The sequence below is a fragment of the Dactylosporangium sp. NPDC049140 genome (genome assembly GCF_040648435.1).
Map to the genome: position 1 here is coordinate 39,369 of NZ_JBEZDS010000044.1, position 16,803 is coordinate 56,171.

Annotated in this window: 14 protein-coding genes; 5 read left to right on the plus strand and 9 right to left on the minus strand. The window is 73.9% G+C overall.

The genetic code is table 11. The annotated features are described in order from the left end of the window. Nucleotides 1-573 precede the first annotated feature (573 nt). The 6 genes from AB0B76_RS44745 to AB0B76_RS44770 all read right to left on the minus strand — a co-directional run bounded on the left by AB0B76_RS44745 (nucleotide 574) and on the right by AB0B76_RS44770 (nucleotide 8,750). Nucleotides 574-1,866, minus strand: a complete 1,293-nt coding sequence (locus AB0B76_RS44745; protein WP_360387738.1) for an asparaginase — start codon at nucleotides 1,864-1,866, stop codon at nucleotides 574-576. After that, complete coding sequence (locus AB0B76_RS44750) at nucleotides 1,863-2,567, minus strand: Clp protease N-terminal domain-containing protein (RefSeq protein ID WP_360387740.1); 705 nt, start codon at nucleotides 2,565-2,567, stop codon at nucleotides 1,863-1,865. The genes AB0B76_RS44745 and AB0B76_RS44750 overlap by 4 nt, the downstream gene beginning before the upstream one ends. 308 nt (nucleotides 2,568-2,875) lie before the next feature. Beyond that, nucleotides 2,876-4,015, minus strand: coding sequence for a peptidoglycan DD-metalloendopeptidase family protein (locus AB0B76_RS44755; RefSeq protein WP_360387742.1), 1,140 nt, complete (start codon nucleotides 4,013-4,015; stop codon nucleotides 2,876-2,878). A 126-nt stretch (nucleotides 4,016-4,141) separates the two neighbouring features. Continuing rightward, nucleotides 4,142-6,214, minus strand: a complete 2,073-nt coding sequence (locus tag AB0B76_RS44760) for a 3-hydroxyacyl-CoA dehydrogenase NAD-binding domain-containing protein (RefSeq protein ID WP_360387744.1) — start codon at nucleotides 6,212-6,214, stop codon at nucleotides 4,142-4,144. Beyond that, on the minus strand, nucleotides 6,211-7,404 hold the full coding sequence (locus tag AB0B76_RS44765) for a thiolase family protein (protein ID WP_360387746.1): 1,194 nt from the start codon (nucleotides 7,402-7,404) through the stop codon (nucleotides 6,211-6,213). Before AB0B76_RS44765 ends, AB0B76_RS44760 begins: the two co-directional genes overlap by 4 nt. Nucleotides 7,405-7,481: 77 nt before the next feature. Next, nucleotides 7,482-8,750 (minus strand): ribonuclease D, encoded by a 1,269-nt coding sequence (locus tag AB0B76_RS44770; RefSeq protein ID WP_360387749.1) that lies wholly within the window; start codon nucleotides 8,748-8,750, stop codon nucleotides 7,482-7,484. 277 nt (nucleotides 8,751-9,027) lie between these two features. Between AB0B76_RS44770 and AB0B76_RS44775 the strand changes: the two genes are divergently transcribed. Both AB0B76_RS44775 and AB0B76_RS44780 read left to right on the plus strand, forming a co-directional pair. Then, nucleotides 9,028-10,068 carry a trypsin-like peptidase domain-containing protein gene (locus tag AB0B76_RS44775; protein ID WP_360387751.1) on the plus strand — a complete coding sequence of 347 codons (1,041 nt, stop codon included), beginning with the start codon at nucleotides 9,028-9,030 and terminating at the stop codon, nucleotides 10,066-10,068. Nucleotides 10,069-10,165: 97 nt separating this feature from the next. Next, a complete protein-coding gene (locus AB0B76_RS44780; RefSeq protein ID WP_360387754.1) occupies nucleotides 10,166-11,113 on the plus strand; it encodes an OmpH family outer membrane protein in 948 nt (315 codons plus the stop codon). 41 nt (nucleotides 11,114-11,154) lie between these two features. Here the strand turns inward: AB0B76_RS44780 and AB0B76_RS44785 are convergent, their stop codons facing one another. Continuing rightward, nucleotides 11,155-11,706 (minus strand): DUF3000 domain-containing protein, encoded by a 552-nt coding sequence (locus AB0B76_RS44785; protein ID WP_360387757.1) that lies wholly within the window; start codon nucleotides 11,704-11,706, stop codon nucleotides 11,155-11,157. 78 nt (nucleotides 11,707-11,784) lie between these two features. Between AB0B76_RS44785 and hemE the strand changes: the two genes are divergently transcribed. Next, entirely contained in the window at nucleotides 11,785-12,792 is a 1,008-nt protein-coding gene (hemE, locus tag AB0B76_RS44790; RefSeq protein ID WP_360387760.1) for a uroporphyrinogen decarboxylase, read from the plus strand. Here the strand turns inward: hemE and AB0B76_RS44795 are convergent. Together AB0B76_RS44795 and AB0B76_RS44800 are read right to left on the minus strand one after the other, a co-directional pair. Beyond that, nucleotides 12,786-13,853, minus strand: coding sequence for a HEAT repeat domain-containing protein (locus AB0B76_RS44795; RefSeq protein WP_360387763.1), 1,068 nt, complete (start codon nucleotides 13,851-13,853; stop codon nucleotides 12,786-12,788). The genes hemE and AB0B76_RS44795 overlap by 7 nt on opposite strands. A gap of 117 nt (nucleotides 13,854-13,970) precedes the next feature. Beyond that, nucleotides 13,971-14,729, minus strand: coding sequence for an SDR family oxidoreductase (locus tag AB0B76_RS44800; protein ID WP_360387765.1), 759 nt, complete (start codon nucleotides 14,727-14,729; stop codon nucleotides 13,971-13,973). Nucleotides 14,730-14,751: 22 nt separating this feature from the next. Between AB0B76_RS44800 and hemG the strand changes: the two genes are divergently transcribed. Then, nucleotides 14,752-16,071, plus strand: coding sequence for a protoporphyrinogen oxidase (gene hemG, locus AB0B76_RS44805; protein WP_360387768.1), 1,320 nt, complete (start codon nucleotides 14,752-14,754; stop codon nucleotides 16,069-16,071). Nucleotides 16,072-16,075: 4 nt separating this feature from the next. Then, complete coding sequence (hemQ, locus tag AB0B76_RS44810; protein ID WP_360387771.1) at nucleotides 16,076-16,771, plus strand: hydrogen peroxide-dependent heme synthase; 696 nt, start codon at nucleotides 16,076-16,078, stop codon at nucleotides 16,769-16,771. Nucleotides 16,772-16,803 lie beyond the last annotated feature (32 nt).

Genomic DNA, 16,803 nt, shown 5'->3' on the forward strand with positions numbered 1-16,803 from the left:
AGGTGCGAGGTGCGGCGCTCGGGCGCGAGGTGCGAGGTGCGAGGTGCGGCGCTCGGGCGCGAGGTGCGAGGTGCGAGGTGCGGCGCTCGGGCGCGAGGTGCGAGGTGCGAGGTGCGGCGCTCGGGCGCGACTTGCGGTATGCGGCGCTCGGCCGCGAGGTCTGGCGCTCGGGTGCGAGGTGCGGCGCTCGGGTGCGAGGTGCGGCGCTCGGCCGCGACTTGCGGTATGCGGCGCTCGGCTGCGGTGTGCGGCTGCGGCGCTCGGCTGCGGTGTGCGTCGCTCGGGCGCAGTGTGCGTCGCTCGGCCGCGAGGTGCGGCGCTCGGGCGCGACGCGGCGCTCGGGCGCGACGCGGCGTCTCATGTTCACGAGGTTGTGGCGCGCTCGGCCCCGACGTGCGGTGCGCGGGCGTGGGCGCGGCGTCTGCGTTCGCGAGGTTGCGGCGCGCGGGCGCGTGCGGCTCAATGGCTCGGCGTGGGTTGTGGCGTCCGCGCGGGCACGGCGTCTCGCGTTCGCGAGGTTGTGGCGCGCGGGCGCGGTTCAGTCTCCGCGAAGTAGTCGCGCGCGGGCGCGGTTCAGGCTCTCGCGAAGTAGTCGCGCGCGGCCGCGACGCCTCCCTCGGCGCCCAGGGCCACCATGAGCGCGGCCAGGGCCTTTCCGGCGGTCAGCCCCGGCGCGAGGATGGCGCCCACCGAGGCCGCGAGGCCGTCGGGCGGGCGCGGGGGCGCGGTCGCGTGCGCGCGGGAGGCGACGACGACCGGGATGTCCCACGCCACCAGGTCGGTGATCGCGGCCAGGAGGGAGACGGGGACGTTGAGCGCGCCCGTGCCGTCCAGCACGATGCCCCGCGCCCCGGCGTCGGTGGCCGCGGTGAGCAGCGTGGGCTCGATCCCCGGGTACACCCTGATCAATGCCACATTCGTCTCCGGCTCGCCCGGTGGGGACGGCGGGCGCGGGGGCGGCGCTCCGGTCAGGGTGATGCGACCGCCGGTGACGCGGCCGAGCGGGGCGTACGGGGCGGAGGTGAACGCGCCCGGGCCGGACGTGGCGGCCTGGCGGACCCAGCGCGCCGCGTGCAGCTCGCCGTCGAGGCAGGCGACCGCGCCGAGGCCGGTCAGTGCCGGGTCGGCCGCCGCGGTCAGGGCCGCGGCCAGGTTGCCGGGGCCGTCGCTGTCCGGGGCGTCGAGGGGGAGCAGGGCGGCGGTGTAGACGATCGCGCCCCGGGCCGCGGCCGCGCCGGCGACTAGGTCGGTGAGGTAGGCGGCCTCCTCGATGGTGTCCGCGCCGTGCGTGACGACGACGCCGTGGAAGCCCTCCTCGCCCAGCGCCGCGCGGACGCGGCGCGCGGTCGCGGCCATCGTCGCGGGGGAGGCGTCCCAGCCGGGCTCGGCCAGCACGTCCTCGACGACCACGTCGACCCCGCCGGCCGAATCGTCCCCGGGGGACGCGTCAGTCCCGCGGGCGGCGTCGGTCCCGGAGGTCGAGTCGAGTCCGTGGGTCGTGTCTCCGTGGGCCGAGTCGGTCCCAGAAATCGCGTCGAGTCCGTGAGGCGCGTCTCCGCGGGCCGAGTCGGTCCCGGAGGTCGAGTCGAGTCCGTGGGTCGTGTCTCCGCGGGCGGAGCCGGTCCCAGAAATCGCGTCGAGTCCGTGAGGCGCGTCTCCGCGGGCCGAGTCGGTCCCAGAAATCGCGTCGAGTCCGCGGGCCGCGTCTCCGCGGGCCGCGTCGGGCCTGGGGTTGGCCTCGGCCTCGCGGGTCGCGTCGGTGTCGGCGGCTCTCGCGGCGGCCAGGAGTTCGGCACCCGTGGCCACCGAGCCGGTGCGGTACGCGATGGTGTCCTTCGTCGCCAGCAGCAGGACCCGGCGGCTCACTGGAGGCGGGCCTCCAGCCGCTCGATGCGCTCCAGCAGCGGGGCCAAGGCGGAGTCCAGCGACGGAGCCTGGGCCTGCAAGTGCACGTAGCCGGCCAGGGCGGCCGTCACCGCGCGGCGGGTCAGGCGCAGCTCGGCGCCCAGTGAGCGCAGCACCTGCCCGGCCGCCCCGTCGGGCTCGGAGATCAGGCCCAGCAGGAGATGTTCGCAGCCGACGTAGTTGTGACCGAGCGCGGTCGCCTCGGTCACCGCCAGCTCCAGGGCCGCCGCGGCGGGGGTGCTGAAGCGGAGGGCGCCCGCGGTCGGGGCGACGGACGCCGGTGCCTCCACTGTGGACTGGGCGGCCAGGGCAGCCGTGATCCGGGGCGGCTCGATGTCGATCGCGCGCAGGACGTGCAGGGCCAGGTTGCCGCCCTCCGCCAGGATTCCGGCCAGCAGGTGCGCCGATCCGACCGCCGGGGCGGCCTCGGCGGTCGCTCGCTCGGAAGCCAGGCGCAGCACGGTGCGGGCCCGTGCGGTGAAGTGCGGCAGCCGCGCGGCCAGGGCGGCGTCGTCGAGGTCGCCCAGGACCGTCTCGCGGATCGCGGTCACCCGCCGGACGGCCTGCTCCAGGGCGCGTTGGCAGATGGCCGAGACCGGTACGCCGGCGGCCTTGACCGCCTCCGCGAGCTCATCGGGCAGGTAGACGTTGATTTTCGGCACGCCTCAGGTATACCCCCATCGGGGTTATACGTCGAGTCGGCCACGTCCGCGCCGGGTGGCTCGTGGAGGGTGCGAGTTCGCGGTCGGGCGCCGCGGTTGCCGTCGTGCGGGGCTCACGGAGAGCGCCGTAGCGCGGCGGGCGGCTCGTGGACGGTGAGTGTTCGCCGATGTGGGCGTCCGGCCGGCGCGATGGAACCGTGCCACTGTCCGTGCCCGTACGAGCCGGCGTGGATCTTGAGGGGGTGTGGGTGGAGCGTAGCTCCCCCACCCGCGAGCGCCAGCGAGCAGTAAATGCAGTAAATGCAGCCTCAGCCGATTGCTGCGCCGTGGGTCCGCATGAACGGTAGGGGGTCGATGGCGTTGCCCGGTGACGTGGGCGGTGTGTTCACGTGGACCTCGAAGTGCAGGTGCGGGGCCGACGAGTTGCCCGAGCTGCCCACGTAGCCGATCACCTGGCCGGCCGCGACCTTCTGGCCCGGCTTCACCACGCCCCGGTGCACCATGTGGCAGTAGAGGGTCGAGACGCCGCCGGCGTGGAGGATCTTCACGTACCAGCCGCAGCCGTCGATCGCGGCGCTTCCCGTCTGGTCGCAGCTGTGGCCCGCCTCGATGTTGCACACGACCTCGACCACGGTGCCGGCCGAGGCGGCGTGGATCGGGGTGCCGACGAACGACATGATGTCGACGCCCGCGTGGCTGGGGTTGGTCGGGGTGCGGAAGCCGGGGCGGGCCGAGAAGCCGGGCAGCGGGCTCACCCAGCGGCCGGCCTCGGGCACGCCCTGGGTCTGGGCCGCGGCCGCGGCCGCGGGGGCCGGGGCGGCCGCGGGTGGGGCGGCCGCGGGCGCGGTGCACGACGGCGGGGTGGCGGCGCGGTTGACGTAGGCGTCGGAGACGTACGCGCCGGAGTCGAGGCGGTCCCACATGGCCGTGGCCCGCATGGTGCCGGTGATCGGCTCGCCCTGGGTCTGGCAGGCGATGTTCAGCGCGGTGCCGTTGGGCAGGCCGCTGTAGAGGACGGCGCTGCGGGCCGGGCCGCCGCGGGTCTTCAGGGCGGTCGTGCCCGAGGCCACGGTGCCCGCCGTCGTCGGGGCGCTCGCGGCCGCCGCCGGGGCCGCGGTCTGCTGCGGCGGGGAGCACGGCGGCGGGGCGGCCGGCGGGCGGCTGACCCACGCGTCGCTGATGAACGAGCCGTCGGTGAGGCGGTCCCACTGGTCGGTGACGCGTACCGGGCCCTGGTCGATGAGCTGGCCCTTGACCTGGCACTCGATCGCCACCGCGGCGCCGTCGGGCAGCGTGCGCAGCGAGCGGGTCCAGGCCGCCGCGCCCGCGCGGACGTTCAGCGGGCGCTTGGGCGAGACGACCGTCGCGGTGCTCGCGGCCTGGGCGGCTGATGGGGGTACCACCGCAAAAGCCAGGACGCCGGCCACGACGAAGATCGTTTTGCGCATGGTGCTCCCCCGGGACGAGATGGTTCCGCACTCGGCCGGGGGGACCGCGAACCCCGCCAACGCTAGGCGCCGGCGGGGTCCGGGATGGAATATCCGGTGATATTCACTCTTTGGTGGGTGAAAACCTTACTGCGGTACGTTTGCCGCGCCGTCCGGCAGGAACCGCGCGCCCGTGACGCGGGTGGAGATGCCCTCCCGGTCCAGGTACGGCGTGACGCCGCCCAGGTGGAACGGCCAGCCCGCGCCCAGGATCATGCACAGGTCGATGTCGCGCGCGTCGGCGACGACGCCCTCGTCGAGCATGAGCCGGATCTCGCGGGCCAGCGCCTCGGTCGCCTCGGCCCGCAGCTGCTCGGCGGTCGACGGCGAGTCGCCGACCTCGAGCAGGGCGAGCACCTCGGGGTCGGGGTTGCCCTCGGCGTCGGTGAAGCCGCGCTTGCCGGCCCCGACGACCTTGGCGAGGTTCGCCGAGACGCCGAAGCGGTCCGGGAACGAGTGGTGCAGCGTCTCCGCCACGTGGTGCGCGACGGCCGGGCCGACCATGGTGAGCAGCGCCATCGGGCGCATCGGCAGGCCGAGCGGGTCGAGCGCGGAGTCGGCGACGTCGATCGGGGTGCCGCGGTCGACCGCGGCGGTGACCACGCCGAGGAAGCGGGTCAGCAGCCGGTTGACCACGAACGCCGGGGCGTCCTTCACGAGTACCGACGACTTCTTCAGCGCCTTGCCGACGGCGAACGCGGTCGCCAGGGTCGCGTCGTCGGTCTGGCCGGCGCGCACGATCTCCAGCAGCGGCATCATCGCGACCGGGTTGAAGAAGTGCAGCCCGACGACCCGCTCCGGGTGGGCGAGGTCCGCGGCCTGCTCGGTGACCGACAGCGAGGAGGTGTTGGTGGCCAGGACGCAGTCGTCGCGGACGATCGCCTCGACCTCGGCCCACACCTGCTTCTTGACCTTGAGGTCCTCGAAGACCGCCTCCAGCACCAGATCCGCGTCGGCGAACGCGGCCTTGTCGACCGAGCCGCCGATGAGCCCCTTGTACTTCGCGGCCTTGCCCGGGTCCAGTCGCTTCTTGCCCACCAGCTTGTCGAGCTCGGCGTGGACGTACCCGACGCCCTTGTCGACGCGCTCCTGGTCGAGGTCGGTGAGCACGACGGGCACCTCGAGCCGCCGCACGAACAGCAGCGCCAGCTGGGAGGCCATCAGGCCCGCGCCCACGATGCCGACCTTGTTGACGTCCCGGGCCAGGTTCCGGTCCGGGGCGCCCGCGGGCCGCTTCGCGCGCCGCTGCACCAGGTCGAAGGCGTAGAGGCTGGCCCGCGCCTGGTCGCCCATGATCAGGTCGGCGAGCGCCTCGTCCTCGAGCGCGGTGCCCTCCTCGAAGGTGGCGGACTTGGCCGCCGCCAGGAGTTCGAGCGCGCGGTTGGCCGAGTTCACGGCCCCGTGGAGGCGCTCGTCGAGCTGGTGCCGGGCGAAGTACAGCACGCCGTCCCACATGTCCCGGTCGATCTCCGGGCGGGTCACCGTGACCGTGCCGTCGACCACGCCCTCGGCCCACTCCAGGGACCGCTCGAGGTAGTCGGCCGGCTCGAAGATCGCGTCGGCGATGCCGAACTCGTGCGCCTGGGCCGGCTTGAGCTGCTTCTGGGTCAGCGGGTTCTGCAGGATCACCTGCGCCGCCGGGGCGATGCCGATGAGGTTGGGCAGCAGCTGCGTACCGCCCCAGCCGGGCACGAGGCCGATCGCGACCTCGGGCAGGGCGAGGGCCGCGGCGCCGGACGAGACGGTCCGGTAGTGGCAGTGCAGCGCGACCTCGAGGCCGCCGCCCATCGCCGCGCCGTTGATGAAGGCGAAGGTGGGTACCGGCGAGTCCTTGAACTTCTTGAAGACCCGGTGGCCGTACCGGCCCAGCTCCACCGCCTGCGCCCGCTCGGACAGCAGCGGCATGCCGGTGATGTCGGCGCCGACGCAGAAGATGTAGGGCTTGCCGGTCAGCGCGATGAACTTCGGCGCCGCCGCGACGGCCTCGTCGATCGCGGCCTCGAGGCTGGCCAGGCCGCCCGGGCCGAACGAGTTCGGCTTGGTGTGGTCGAAGCCGTTGTCGAGCGTGATGACCGCGGCGCGCTCACGCGAAGGCAGCGTCACGAAGCGCAGCAGCGCCTTGGTCACGACCTCGTTCGGGTTCGTCAGAGCTGCGGTCACTTGCCACCCTCCCAGTTGGGGTTTTCCCAGATGACCGACGCGCCCATGCCGATGCCGACGCACATGGCGGTGAGGCCGTAGCGCACGTCGGGCCGCTCGGCGAACTGCCGCGACAGCTGCGTCATGAGCCGCACGCCCGAGGAGGCGAGCGGGTGGCCGACCGCGATCGCGCCGCCCCAGGGGTTGACCCGCGGGTCGTCGTCGGCGATGCCGAAGTGGTCGAGGAAGGCGAGCACCTGCACGGCGAACGCCTCGTTGAGCTCGAACAGCCCGATGTCCCCGATGCTCAGGCCGGCCAGGCGCAGCGCCTTCTCGGTGGCCGGCACCGGGCCGTAGCCCATGACCTCGGGCTCGACGCCGACGAAGCCGTAGGACACCAGCCGCATCCCGACCGGCAGCCCGAGCTCGCGGGCCACCTCCTCGGCCGCGATGATCGACGCGGTGGCGCCGTCGTTCAGGCCGGCCGCGTTGCCCGCGGTGACCCGGCCGTGCGGGCGGAACGGCGTCTTGAGGGTGGCGAGCTTCTCCAGGCTGGTGTCGCGCGGCGCCTCGTCGACGGTGGCCAGGCCCCAGCCGGTCTCCGGGTCGCGGGTGGCGATGCTGACCAGGTCGGGCTGCAGCTTGCCGGCGGCGTAGGCGGCGGCGGTCTTCACCTGTGAGGCGTAGCCGAACCGGTCGGCCCGCTCCTTGGTGACGCCGGGCAGGCGGTCGTGCAGGTTCTCCGCGGTGGAGCCCATCACCAGCGCGGACGGGTCGACGAGCTTCTCGGCGATGATGCGCGGGTTGGGGTCCACGCCCTCGCCCATCGGGTGGCGGCCCATGTGCTCGACGCCGCCGGCGATGGCCACGTCGTAGGCGCCGAACGCGATGCCGCCGGCCACGGTGGTCACCGCGGTCAGGGCCCCCGCGCACATGCGGTCGATGGCGTAGCCGGGCACGGTCTTGGGCAGGCCGGCGAGCAGGGCGGCGGTCCGGCCGATGGTCAGGCCCTGGTCGCCGATCTGCGTGGTGGCCGCGATGGCCACCTCGTCGACCCGCTCCGGTGGCAGCTGCGGGTTGCGCCGCAGCAGCTCACGGATGCAGCGGATGACCAGGTCATCGGCGCGAGTGTTGGCATACATCCCACCGGCCTTGCCGAACGGGGTGCGCACGCCGTCGACGAAGACGACGTCGCGGACAGCACGGGGCACGGGTGTCCTCCTAGCGACTAAGTACCGGCAATGTTACTCGCCAGTAGGTCGCCGGGAGCTGTGAACCCTTTCACCGTTCAGACCGGGCGGAGCGCCTCCGTCAGCCCGGGGGAGACGAGACCGACCTGCCACGGGCGCGCGCCGTAGCCGGCGAGCACCGCGGCCACCGCCTCCTCCGTGAGCTCCTCCGGGGGTGACCAGGCCAGCCGGCGTACCGAATCCGGGGTTATGAGGTTCTCGGGGGGCAGCTGGTTCGCCGCCGCGAGCCCGGTCACCAGCTCCCGGCACCGCGCCAGCCGGGCCGCCGCGACCGGGTCGCGCTCGGCCCACCGGTGCGGCGGGGGCGGGCCCTCCGAGGCCGGCGTGGTCGGCAGCTCCTTGTCCGACAGCACGCGGGCGTCGGCGAGCGCGGTCAGCCAGGTCGGGGCCAGCCGGCGCACCGAGCGCCCGCCGAACCCGGCCAGGGTCAGCAGCGAGCGCTCGTCCTTCGGGTCGGCCTCGGCCGCGGCGATGATGGCGGCGTCGGCGAGCACCCGGCCGGGGCTCGCGTCGCGGCGCTGGGCGATCTCGTCGCGGGCCGTCCAGAGCGCGCGGACGCGGGCCAGGGCGCGGGCGCCGCGGACCCGGTGGATGCCCGAGGTGCGCCGCCAGGGGTCGGCGCGCACGCGGGGCGGGTCGCCGGCCGAGGCGACAAGCGCGGCGAACTCCTGCGCGGCCCACTCGGTCTTGCCCTGCTTGGCCAGCTCCTCGGAGAGGGTGTCGCGCAGCTGGAGCAGCAGCTCGACGTCGAGGGCGGCGTACGTCAGCCAGGACGCCGGCAGCGGGCGCGTGGACCAGTCGGCGGCCGAATGGTGCTTCTCCAGGGTGTACCCCAGCAGCAGCTCGGTCAGCGCGGCCAGCCCGACCCGCTCGAACCCGCACAGCCGGGCGGCCAGCTCGGTGTCGAACAGCCGGGTCGGGCGCAGGCCGAGCTCGGTCAGGCACGGCAGGTCTTGGCTGGCGGCGTGCAGGATCCACTCGGTCGAAGAGATCACCTCGTCGAGCTCCGGCAGCTGGCCGAACGGCAGCGGGTCGATGAGCACCGTTCCGGAGCCGGCCCGCCGCAGCTGCACCAGGTAGGCGCGGTGCGTGTACCGGTAGCCGGAGGCGCGCTCGGCGTCCACGGCCACCGGGCCGGTGCCCTGGGCGAAGCGTTCGACGGCGCGCGCCAGCTCGGTCCGATCGGCGATCGGCTCGGGGGTCCCGTCTCGGGGGGCGGTCAGCAGGACGGGCTCGGTCTTGTGGTCCGGGTTGTCCGGACTGTCTGATTCCTCGTCCCGACGCCGCGCGGGGGGTTCGTCGGTCACGCGACAACCGTACGTTGCGGCATAGGTCCCTGTGTGCAGCCGGTCCGGCGCGTCGGCGTTCTTGAGTGTGTTGGGACACGGTGAACGGGACGGACAGGTCCCCATTGTTGCCGGTACGGTTCGCGTGCGCAGGCGGTCCGGTTATGTACAGACGCTGCGTCGGAGGTCGCGGCACTTGTGCCCGGCGTCTAGATTGAGGGCCGACCGCGGTGTCGCCGGAAGCCCTGTGCTTTCCCGGCAGACGGGTGGAAACCGTGACAGGAAGGATACGAGAAGCATGACGGCCGGGTATGACCCCTCCAACCCGGTGGCTTCCGGCAGTTCCGAAGGGTACGACGACCGTCCGCGGCACGCGGCCGGCGACGACTCGGAACGACTCGGTCCACTTCCCCCTCGGATCACCCAGACCGGGTCGATCCCCACGCACTCCATCCCGCCGCCGGTCGCCACCCCGCCGGTGAGCATCCCGCCCCAGCCGACCAGCTCGTGGCCGGTTTCCGCGGGCCCGCCGCCGCACAGCGTTCCCCCGGCCCCGCCGGTCCAGCGCCGCAGCCCCCTGGCCGCCGTCGCGCTGGCCCTCGCCGTGCTGCTGCTGATCGTGGCCGGCGTCGAGGCGGCGTTCATCGTCAGCCTCCAGCACAAGGTCGACCAGACCGACGCCGCCGTGAAGGCCGCCGCGACCGGTGACGCCTCCCGGTTCAAGGCGATCGAGGACCGCGCCGACAAGCTCGAGCAGAAGACCGGCGGCAGCCTCGACGCGGCCGCGGTGGCCGAGTCCGTGCGCCCCAGCGTCTTCCGGGTCACCACGAAATACGCCATCGGTACCGGCTTCGCGCTGGGCAAGGCCCCAGCGGGCGGCGGCACCAACCTGATCACCAACTACCACGTTGTCGCCGACGCCTACGAAAAGGGCGAGAAGGACGTCAACCTGGAGCGCACCGACCAGCGCTTCCCGGGCAAGATCGTCGAGGTCCACCCGGACAAGGACCTCGCCGTGCTGCACACCGACGAGGAGTTCGCCAAGCTCGCACCCGCCGCCGCGGTGCCGAAGGTCGGCGACCCGGTCCTCGTTATCGGCTCGCCGATGGGGCTCGAGGACACCGTCACCACGGGCGTCGTCAGCGCGTTCCGCACCCTCAACGGCGAGGCGCTGATGCAGTTCGACGCGGCCATCAACCCCGGCAACTCGGGCGGCCCCGTGTTCAACGCCAAGAAGGAGGTGGTGGGCGTCGCAACGCTGAAGGCCCAGCAGGCCGAGGGCATCGGCCTGGCCATTCCGATCTCCGTGGTCTGCGACACCGTCCCGTCCGTCTGCTGAGCAGACGCGAACGCACCACCGCCGACGCCCCCGGAAGCGCCGGTCGTACGACTCCCGCCGGGGCGCTGCCCAGCGGGGCCACCAGGAGGAAGAGAACATGACATACCCCGGCAACCCCCAGGGGAACCCGAACGACGGATACGCCTACCCCGACCAGAACGCGGCGCCCGGCGCGTACCCGCCGCCGCCCCAGCAGGCCCCGGTCAGCGGCTACCCCGCGGCGGCGCCGGTGTCGCCCTACGGTGAGCAGCCGCAGCAGCCGCCACAGCAGCAGTACGGCCAGCCGGGCCCGTCCTACGGTGAGCAGCCGCCGCAGTACGGCCAGCCCGGCCCGGCGTACGGCGAGCAGCCGCAGCAGTACGGCCAGCCCGTGCCGCCGCAGCCGCAGCCGACCCACGACCAGGGCACGTCCCAGCTGCCGATGTACGGCGGCGAGTCGTCCTACAGCCTGGACCCGTCGGTCTCGGCCCCGCCGACCGCGCCGATGCAGCAGCCGGCCCCGCCGATGTCCGCGCCGCCCATGTCGGGCCCGCCGATGTCTGGCCCGCCGGTCGCGTACGGCCCGGTCTCCAGCCCGCCCACCAGCGGCTTCCCCGGCCAGCCGATCGGCTACCCGCCGGTCGGGCCGCCGCCGAAGAAGCGCGGCATCGCGGTGCCGCTGCTGGCGAGCCTGCTGGCCCTCGCGGTCATCGCCGCCGGCGTGTTCGTCGGCCTGTACGTCGACAAGTCGAACAAGTTCGACCGGTCCGAGGCGACGTCGAACCAGCGCCAGGCCTCGCTCGACCAGACCAACAAGGACTTCGAGCAGACCAAGAAGGACCTGCAGGCCAAGGCCGACGAGCTGAGCAAGTCGCAGCAGGACCTGCGCGGCACCCAGGCCGACAGCACCGAGGCCAAGCGCCAGCGCGACGTCATCGGCCAGTGCCTGAAGCTGCTGCTGGAGGCCCTCGACGCCTCGGCCGCCGGCGACAAGACCACGACCCAGAACAAGATCAACGAGATGGACAAGCCCTGCAACGAGGCGCAGGTCATCCTCGGCATCTAACTCGGCAAAAGCGCCCCTTTCCGGAGGAAAGGGGCGCTTTGTCATGTGTGGAGAGCGGTCACGCCCGGCGGCGGCAGGCCGGCCGTCGAGGCGAGCAGCGCGCACCACGCGTGCACGTGGGCCTGCATGTCCTCGGTCGTGGGCGTCCACGAGGCCCGGATCTCCAGGTCGGCGGCGGCCGGCGGACCCGCCAGGTCACCGAAGCGCGTCGACATGGTCTGCGTGACCGTGCCGCCGATCGCCGTGTAGGCCGCGGCGTGCCCGTCGAGCGCGTCCACCAGCCAGCTCCACCCGACGCCGGGCAGCATCGGGTCGGTGGCCAGCTCGGCCTCGAGCTCGGCGGTCACGTACGTCACCAGCCGCATCGTGCCGTCCCAGGCATCGTGGCCGGCCGGGTCGTGCAGGAGGATCAGCCGGCCGGTGGCCACCTCGTCGCCGTGACGGAGCACGGTGCCGCTGATGGCGTGGGCGAAGGGGGCCAGCCGCTGCGGCGCCGGGACCTCCTCGAGGCTGATCTCCGGCCTGGTGGTCACGGCGCGCAAATCCTCCACCGCCCGGGTGAACGTGGGGGGAGTCGCGGTCGATGGCGCCATAACGGAAGACTAAGACCGAAACGCGCGCAAGGGGTGCCGCCGCGCCGCCCGTGCACAGTGAGTGAAACGATGGACCCGATGACGAAGCTGTTGTTGCGCGCCGCGCGGGGCGAGTCCGTGCCCCATGTCCCGGTCTGGTTCATGCGCCAGGCGGGCCGTTCCCTGCCCGAATATCGCGAGCTGCGGGCCGGCATCGGCATGCTCGAGTCCTGCCGCCGTCCCGACCTCGTCTGCGAGATCACGCTGCAGCCGGTGCGCCGGCACAAGGTCGACGCGGCGGTCCTGTACAGCGACATCGTCGTGCCGCTGCAGGCCGCCGGCATCGACCTGGACATCGTGCCCGGCACGGGCCCGGTGGTGGCCGCCCCCGTGCGCACGATGGCCGACGTCGCCGCGATCCGCCCGCTGGAGGCGTCCGGCGTCTCCTTCGTGGCCGAGTCGATCCGGCTGCTGCTGGCCGAGCTGGGGTCCACGGCCCTCATCGGCTTCGCCGGGGCGCCGTTCACGCTGGCCAGCTACCTCGTCGAGGGCGGGCCGTCGCGGCACCACGCGAAGACCAAGGCCCTGATGTACGGCGCCCCCGACGTCTGGCACGCCCTGTGCTCCCGCCTGGCCGAGATCACCCGGACGTTCCTGCAGGTGCAGATCGAGGCGGGGGTGGACGCCGTCCAGCTGTTCGACTCGTGGGCCGGGGCGCTGTCCGAGGCGGACTACCGCCGGTTCGTGCTCCCGCACTCGCGGGCGGTGCTCGACGGGCTCGACGGGTGTCCGCGGATCCACTTCGGCGTCGGTACCGGGGAGCTGCTCCCGGCCATGGCGGAGGCGGGCGCGGACGTGGTCGGCGTCGACTGGCGCACGCCGCTGGACGTGGCCGCGGGCCGGGTCCCGGGCAAGGCGCTGCAGGGCAACCTCGACCCGTGCACGCTGCTGGCCCCGTGGGAGGTCGTGGCGGCGGAGACGCGCCGCGTGCTGGCGGAGGGCGCGAAGGCCCCCGGCCACATCTTCAACCTCGGCCACGGCGTGCTGCCCGAGACCGATCCCGACATGCTGACGCGCCTGGTCGAGCTGGTGCACGGCGGTCAGTAGCCGGGCCTCCAGCGCGGCCAGCCGTGGTCGCCGGCCAGCTGCGACAGCCGCGAGCCGAGCATGAGCGCGGTGGCCGGCTCCGCGGACTGCAGGCGGTAGTGCACCTGCTCGGCGATCTCGGGGGCGCGGTACTCGGCGTGCTCGAGCAGCTGCAGCGTCACCGCCCACCAGTAGCGGTCCTCGTCCGTCGCGTGCGGTGCGCCGGCCCGGAACCAGTCGGCCAGCCCGTCGAGCAGGTCGTCGCCCACGCCGTCGGGGTCGGTGAGGCGCAGCGCCGCGCAGACCCGGGCGACCACGTCGTCGTCCCAGCCGGACAGGTGCCCGCGCACGAGGGTGTGCAGCGAGGCGTGCCCGAGCGCTCCGGCGGCGTCGATCTCGAGCGAGTACACGTTGTCGCGCGCCAGCCGCTCGTGCAGCACCGGCAGCACCTGCGCGTCGCGGCGGCGGGCCAGGCCCAGCAGCGCCTCGCAGCGCGTGTCGTCGTGCGGGTCGTCCAGGCGCGCGGCCAGCGCGTCGCGCACGGTCGCCGAGTCCACTTCGGACAGCTGGGTGCCGAGCGCGAAGCAGGCCCAGTCCCGCACGTCGGCGTCGCGGTCGGCGCTGAGCAGGATCAGGGCGTGGACGGTGTCGTCCGGCGGCGCCTCGCCGAGCACGCTCGGCAGGGCCTGGGCCACGGCCCGCCGCACGCCCGGGTCGGGGTGGCGGGCCAGCGGGAGCAGCAGGGGCAGCGCGGTGTCGTCGTAGCACCAGGCGACCGCGTCGGCGAGCTCGGCCGCGGACGTGGCGGGCGAGGCCAGCAGGCTCGCGATGCTGCCGGCGGTCGGCTCCGCGTCCTCCGTGCCGGGGAGCGGGCCCTCGAAGCCGCCGCGGCCCCGCAGGTCGGCCAGGTCGGCGATCATCTCGGCCAGGGGCGCCAGCTCGTCCAGGTCCGAGGGCTCCCGCGCCGCGGGGACGAAGAGCTCCGCCGAGCTGGGGCACAGCCCGGACACGTCGGCCGGGCCACCGGGGCGCGGGTCCGGCGGCTCATCCGGCACGGGTCGGGAGGACGCGAGGTCGCTCATCTCCGAGAGTGTGCGCGCCTTAGCGGAGATCTTCCAGGGGGGTTCGCCCCTCAGAAGGACAACACGGGGTGGACGATCACCCTAGTCGCTGACATATCGCCGCAGATGGGGAGCCGATCAGCGCCCGCGGCTCGACAACCGCAGCGAGGGCCAGGAGCCGTCCGCGGCCCAGCCGCCGTCCACCGACAGGGCGGCCCCGTTGACAAATCCGCTCTTGTCCGGATCCGCGAGGAAAGCGACGGCTCGGGCGATGTCGTCGGGCTGGGCGAAGCGGGCCATCGGGACGTGCTCGGTGATGTCGGTGTCGATGTAGGCGCCCGTGGCCTGGGACTCGTCGTCCATCTCGGTCTTGACCCAGCCCGGGCAGACGGCGTTCACGCGCACGCCCCGCCCGCCCCACTCCACCGCGAGCGTCCTGGTCAGCCCGATCAGGCCGTGCTTGCTGGCGTTGTACGCGACCCGGTCGGCCACGCCCATGAGGCCGGCCACCGAGGCGATGTTCACGATGGAGCCGGTGCCGCGCACGAGCATGCGCCGGCCGAAGGCCCGGCACAGCAGGAACGGGCCGGTCAGGTTCACGTCGATGACCTGGCGCCACTGGGCCGCCGTCGTCTCCTCCGCGGGCGCGATCGACGCGATGCCCGCGTTGTTGACCAGCACGTCGGCGCGGCCGTAGCGCGCCTCGACCTCGGTCGCGAACCGCTCCACGTCGTCTTCGTCGGCGACGTCGCCGACGAAGGAGAGCACGTCGAAGCCGGCGACCGGCTGCCGGTCGATGACGGCCAGGAGATAGCCCTCCCCGGCCAGGACCTCAGCGGTCCGGCGGCCGATGCCCTGCGCCGCCCCCGTGATCACTGCCACCCGTTGGTCACCCATGCCGCGACAATAGACTCCGGGTATGACAAAGCGCGTCGTGGTCGTCGGTGGGGGCATCGCCGGGCTCGCCGCGGCGCACCGGCTGCACACCCAGCGGCCGGACCTGGACGTCGTCCTGCTGGACCAGCGCGAGCGGCCGGGCGGAAAGCTGTCGACCGGCGCCCTCGCCGGGCACCCGGTGGAGCGCGGGGCCGAGTCGTTCCTGGTCGGCGGGCCCAGCGCGGCCGTGCAGCTGGCCCGCGAGGTCGGGCTCGGCGACGCGATCGTGCACCCGGGCGGGGCGAAGGCCGCCGTCGCGATCGGCGGGGTGCTGCAGGACCTGCCGGCCGGCACGCTGATGGGCATCCCGCTGCGGGGCCCCGAGGAGCCGCCGGGGCCGCGGCTGCTGCAGCCGGGCGAGGACGTGACCGTCGGCGCGCTCGTGCGGCCGCGGCGCGGGGACGACGTCGTCGACCACTACGTCGATCCGCTGCTCGGCGGGGTGTACGCCGGCCGCGCCGACCGGCTCTCGCTGCGCATGGCGCTGCCGGCCCTGGCTGCGGCGGCCGAGAACCACGCCACGCTGACCGGGGCCCTGGCCGAGGCGGCCGGGGCGGGCCGCCGGGAGCCGGGCGCGCCCGTGTTCGGCGCGATCGAGGGCGGCATGAGCCGGTTCGTCGACGCCATCGTGCGGACCCTCCCGGACGTGCGCACGAACGCGACCGTCCAGTCGATGCGGCGCGGCGGGCCGGGCTGGGAGCTCGACGTCCGCGTGGGCAAGGACAAGCGCGTCGAGGCGGCCGACGCGGTGGTGCTCGCCGTCCCGGCCGCGTCGGCGGCGCGCCTGCTCGACCAGGACAACCCGCTCGAGCTCGACTACGCCTCGATCGCCCTCGTCGCCCTGGCGCTGCCCGCCACCAAGCTGCCCGAGCTGTCGGGCTTCCTGGTGCCGGCGACCGAGGGCCTCGCGGTGAAGGCGGTCACGTTCTTCGACCGCAAGTGGCCGCACCTGCGCCGGCCCGGGCTCACGGTGCTGCGCGCGTCGGTCGGCCGGTACGGCGACGAGGCGCAGCTGCAGCGCACCGACGACGCGCTGGTCGACGTGGTGCGGGCCGAGGTCGCGCGGCTCATCGGCGTCGACGCGCTGCCCGAGCCGCTGGACCGGGGGGTGTACCGCTGGGGCGGCGCCCTGCCGCAGTACGCGCCGGGCCATCGCGACCGGGTCGCCGCCCTGCGCGCCGGGCTCGACGGGCAGCCCGCGATCGCGGTGGCGGGCGCGGCCTACGACGGCGTCGGGATCCCGGCGTGCATCACGTCCGGACGGGCCGCCGCGGAGTCCGTCCTCGCCAAGCTGGGAGACTGAGGGCATGACGAACCCGAACGCCGCACGCATCAAGGAGCTCAACGACACCATTCGGTACACCATGTGGTCCGTCTTCCGGCTGGCCACGCCCTACGGCGACCAGCACCGCGACGCCGCCGGGGTGTCGGCGTTCCTCACGGACCTCGCGGCCAAGGACGTGACGGTCCGCGGCACCTACGACGTGGCCGGCCTGCGCGCCGACGCCGACCTGATGATCTGGTGGCACGCGCCCAGCGCCGAGGCCCTCCAGGAGGCGTACTCCGGGTTCCGCCGCACCGACCTGGGCCGCCGCCTGGCCCCGGTGTGGTCGCAGATGGCCCTGCACCGCCCGGCCGAGTTCAACAAGAGCCACATCCCGGCGTTCCTCGCCGACGAGCACGCCCGCGAGTGGCTGTGCGTGTACCCCTTCGTCCGCTCCTACGAGTGGTACCTGCTGCCCGACGAGGAGCGCCGCGCGATGCTCGCCGAGCACGGCAAGCAGGCCCGCGGCTACCCCGACGTGCGGGCCAACACCGTGGCCAGCTTCGCCCTCGGCGACTACGAGTGGATGCTCGCCTTCGAGGCCGACGAGCTGCACCGGATCGTCGACCTCATGCGTGAGCTGCGCGCGTCGCGGGCCCGCCGCCACGTGCGCGAGGAGGTCCCGTTCTACACGGGCCGCCGCCGCGACATCGCGGATCTCGTAGCAAACCTTCCATAAAATATTGACATAACCCGTTCCAAGGTCCGAAC

Coding starts and splice junctions, on each gene's coding strand:
- AB0B76_RS44755 (WP_360387742.1), bottom strand. CDS start 4,015: ATGCGCAAAACGATCTTCGTCGTGGCCGGCGTCCTGGCTTTTGCGGTG.
- AB0B76_RS44775 (WP_360387751.1), top strand. CDS start 9,028: ATGACGGCCGGGTATGACCCCTCCAACCCGGTGGCTTCCGGCAGTTCC.
- AB0B76_RS44780 (WP_360387754.1), top strand. CDS start 10,166: ATGACATACCCCGGCAACCCCCAGGGGAACCCGAACGACGGATACGCC.
- AB0B76_RS44785 (WP_360387757.1), bottom strand. CDS start 11,706: ATGGCGCCATCGACCGCGACTCCCCCCACGTTCACCCGGGCGGTGGAG.
- hemE (WP_360387760.1), top strand. CDS start 11,785: ATGACGAAGCTGTTGTTGCGCGCCGCGCGGGGCGAGTCCGTGCCCCAT.
- AB0B76_RS44795 (WP_360387763.1), bottom strand. CDS start 13,853: ATGAGCGACCTCGCGTCCTCCCGACCCGTGCCGGATGAGCCGCCGGAC.
- AB0B76_RS44800 (WP_360387765.1), bottom strand. CDS start 14,729: ATGGGTGACCAACGGGTGGCAGTGATCACGGGGGCGGCGCAGGGCATC.
- hemG (WP_360387768.1), top strand. CDS start 14,752: ATGACAAAGCGCGTCGTGGTCGTCGGTGGGGGCATCGCCGGGCTCGCC.
- hemQ (WP_360387771.1), top strand. CDS start 16,076: ATGACGAACCCGAACGCCGCACGCATCAAGGAGCTCAACGACACCATT.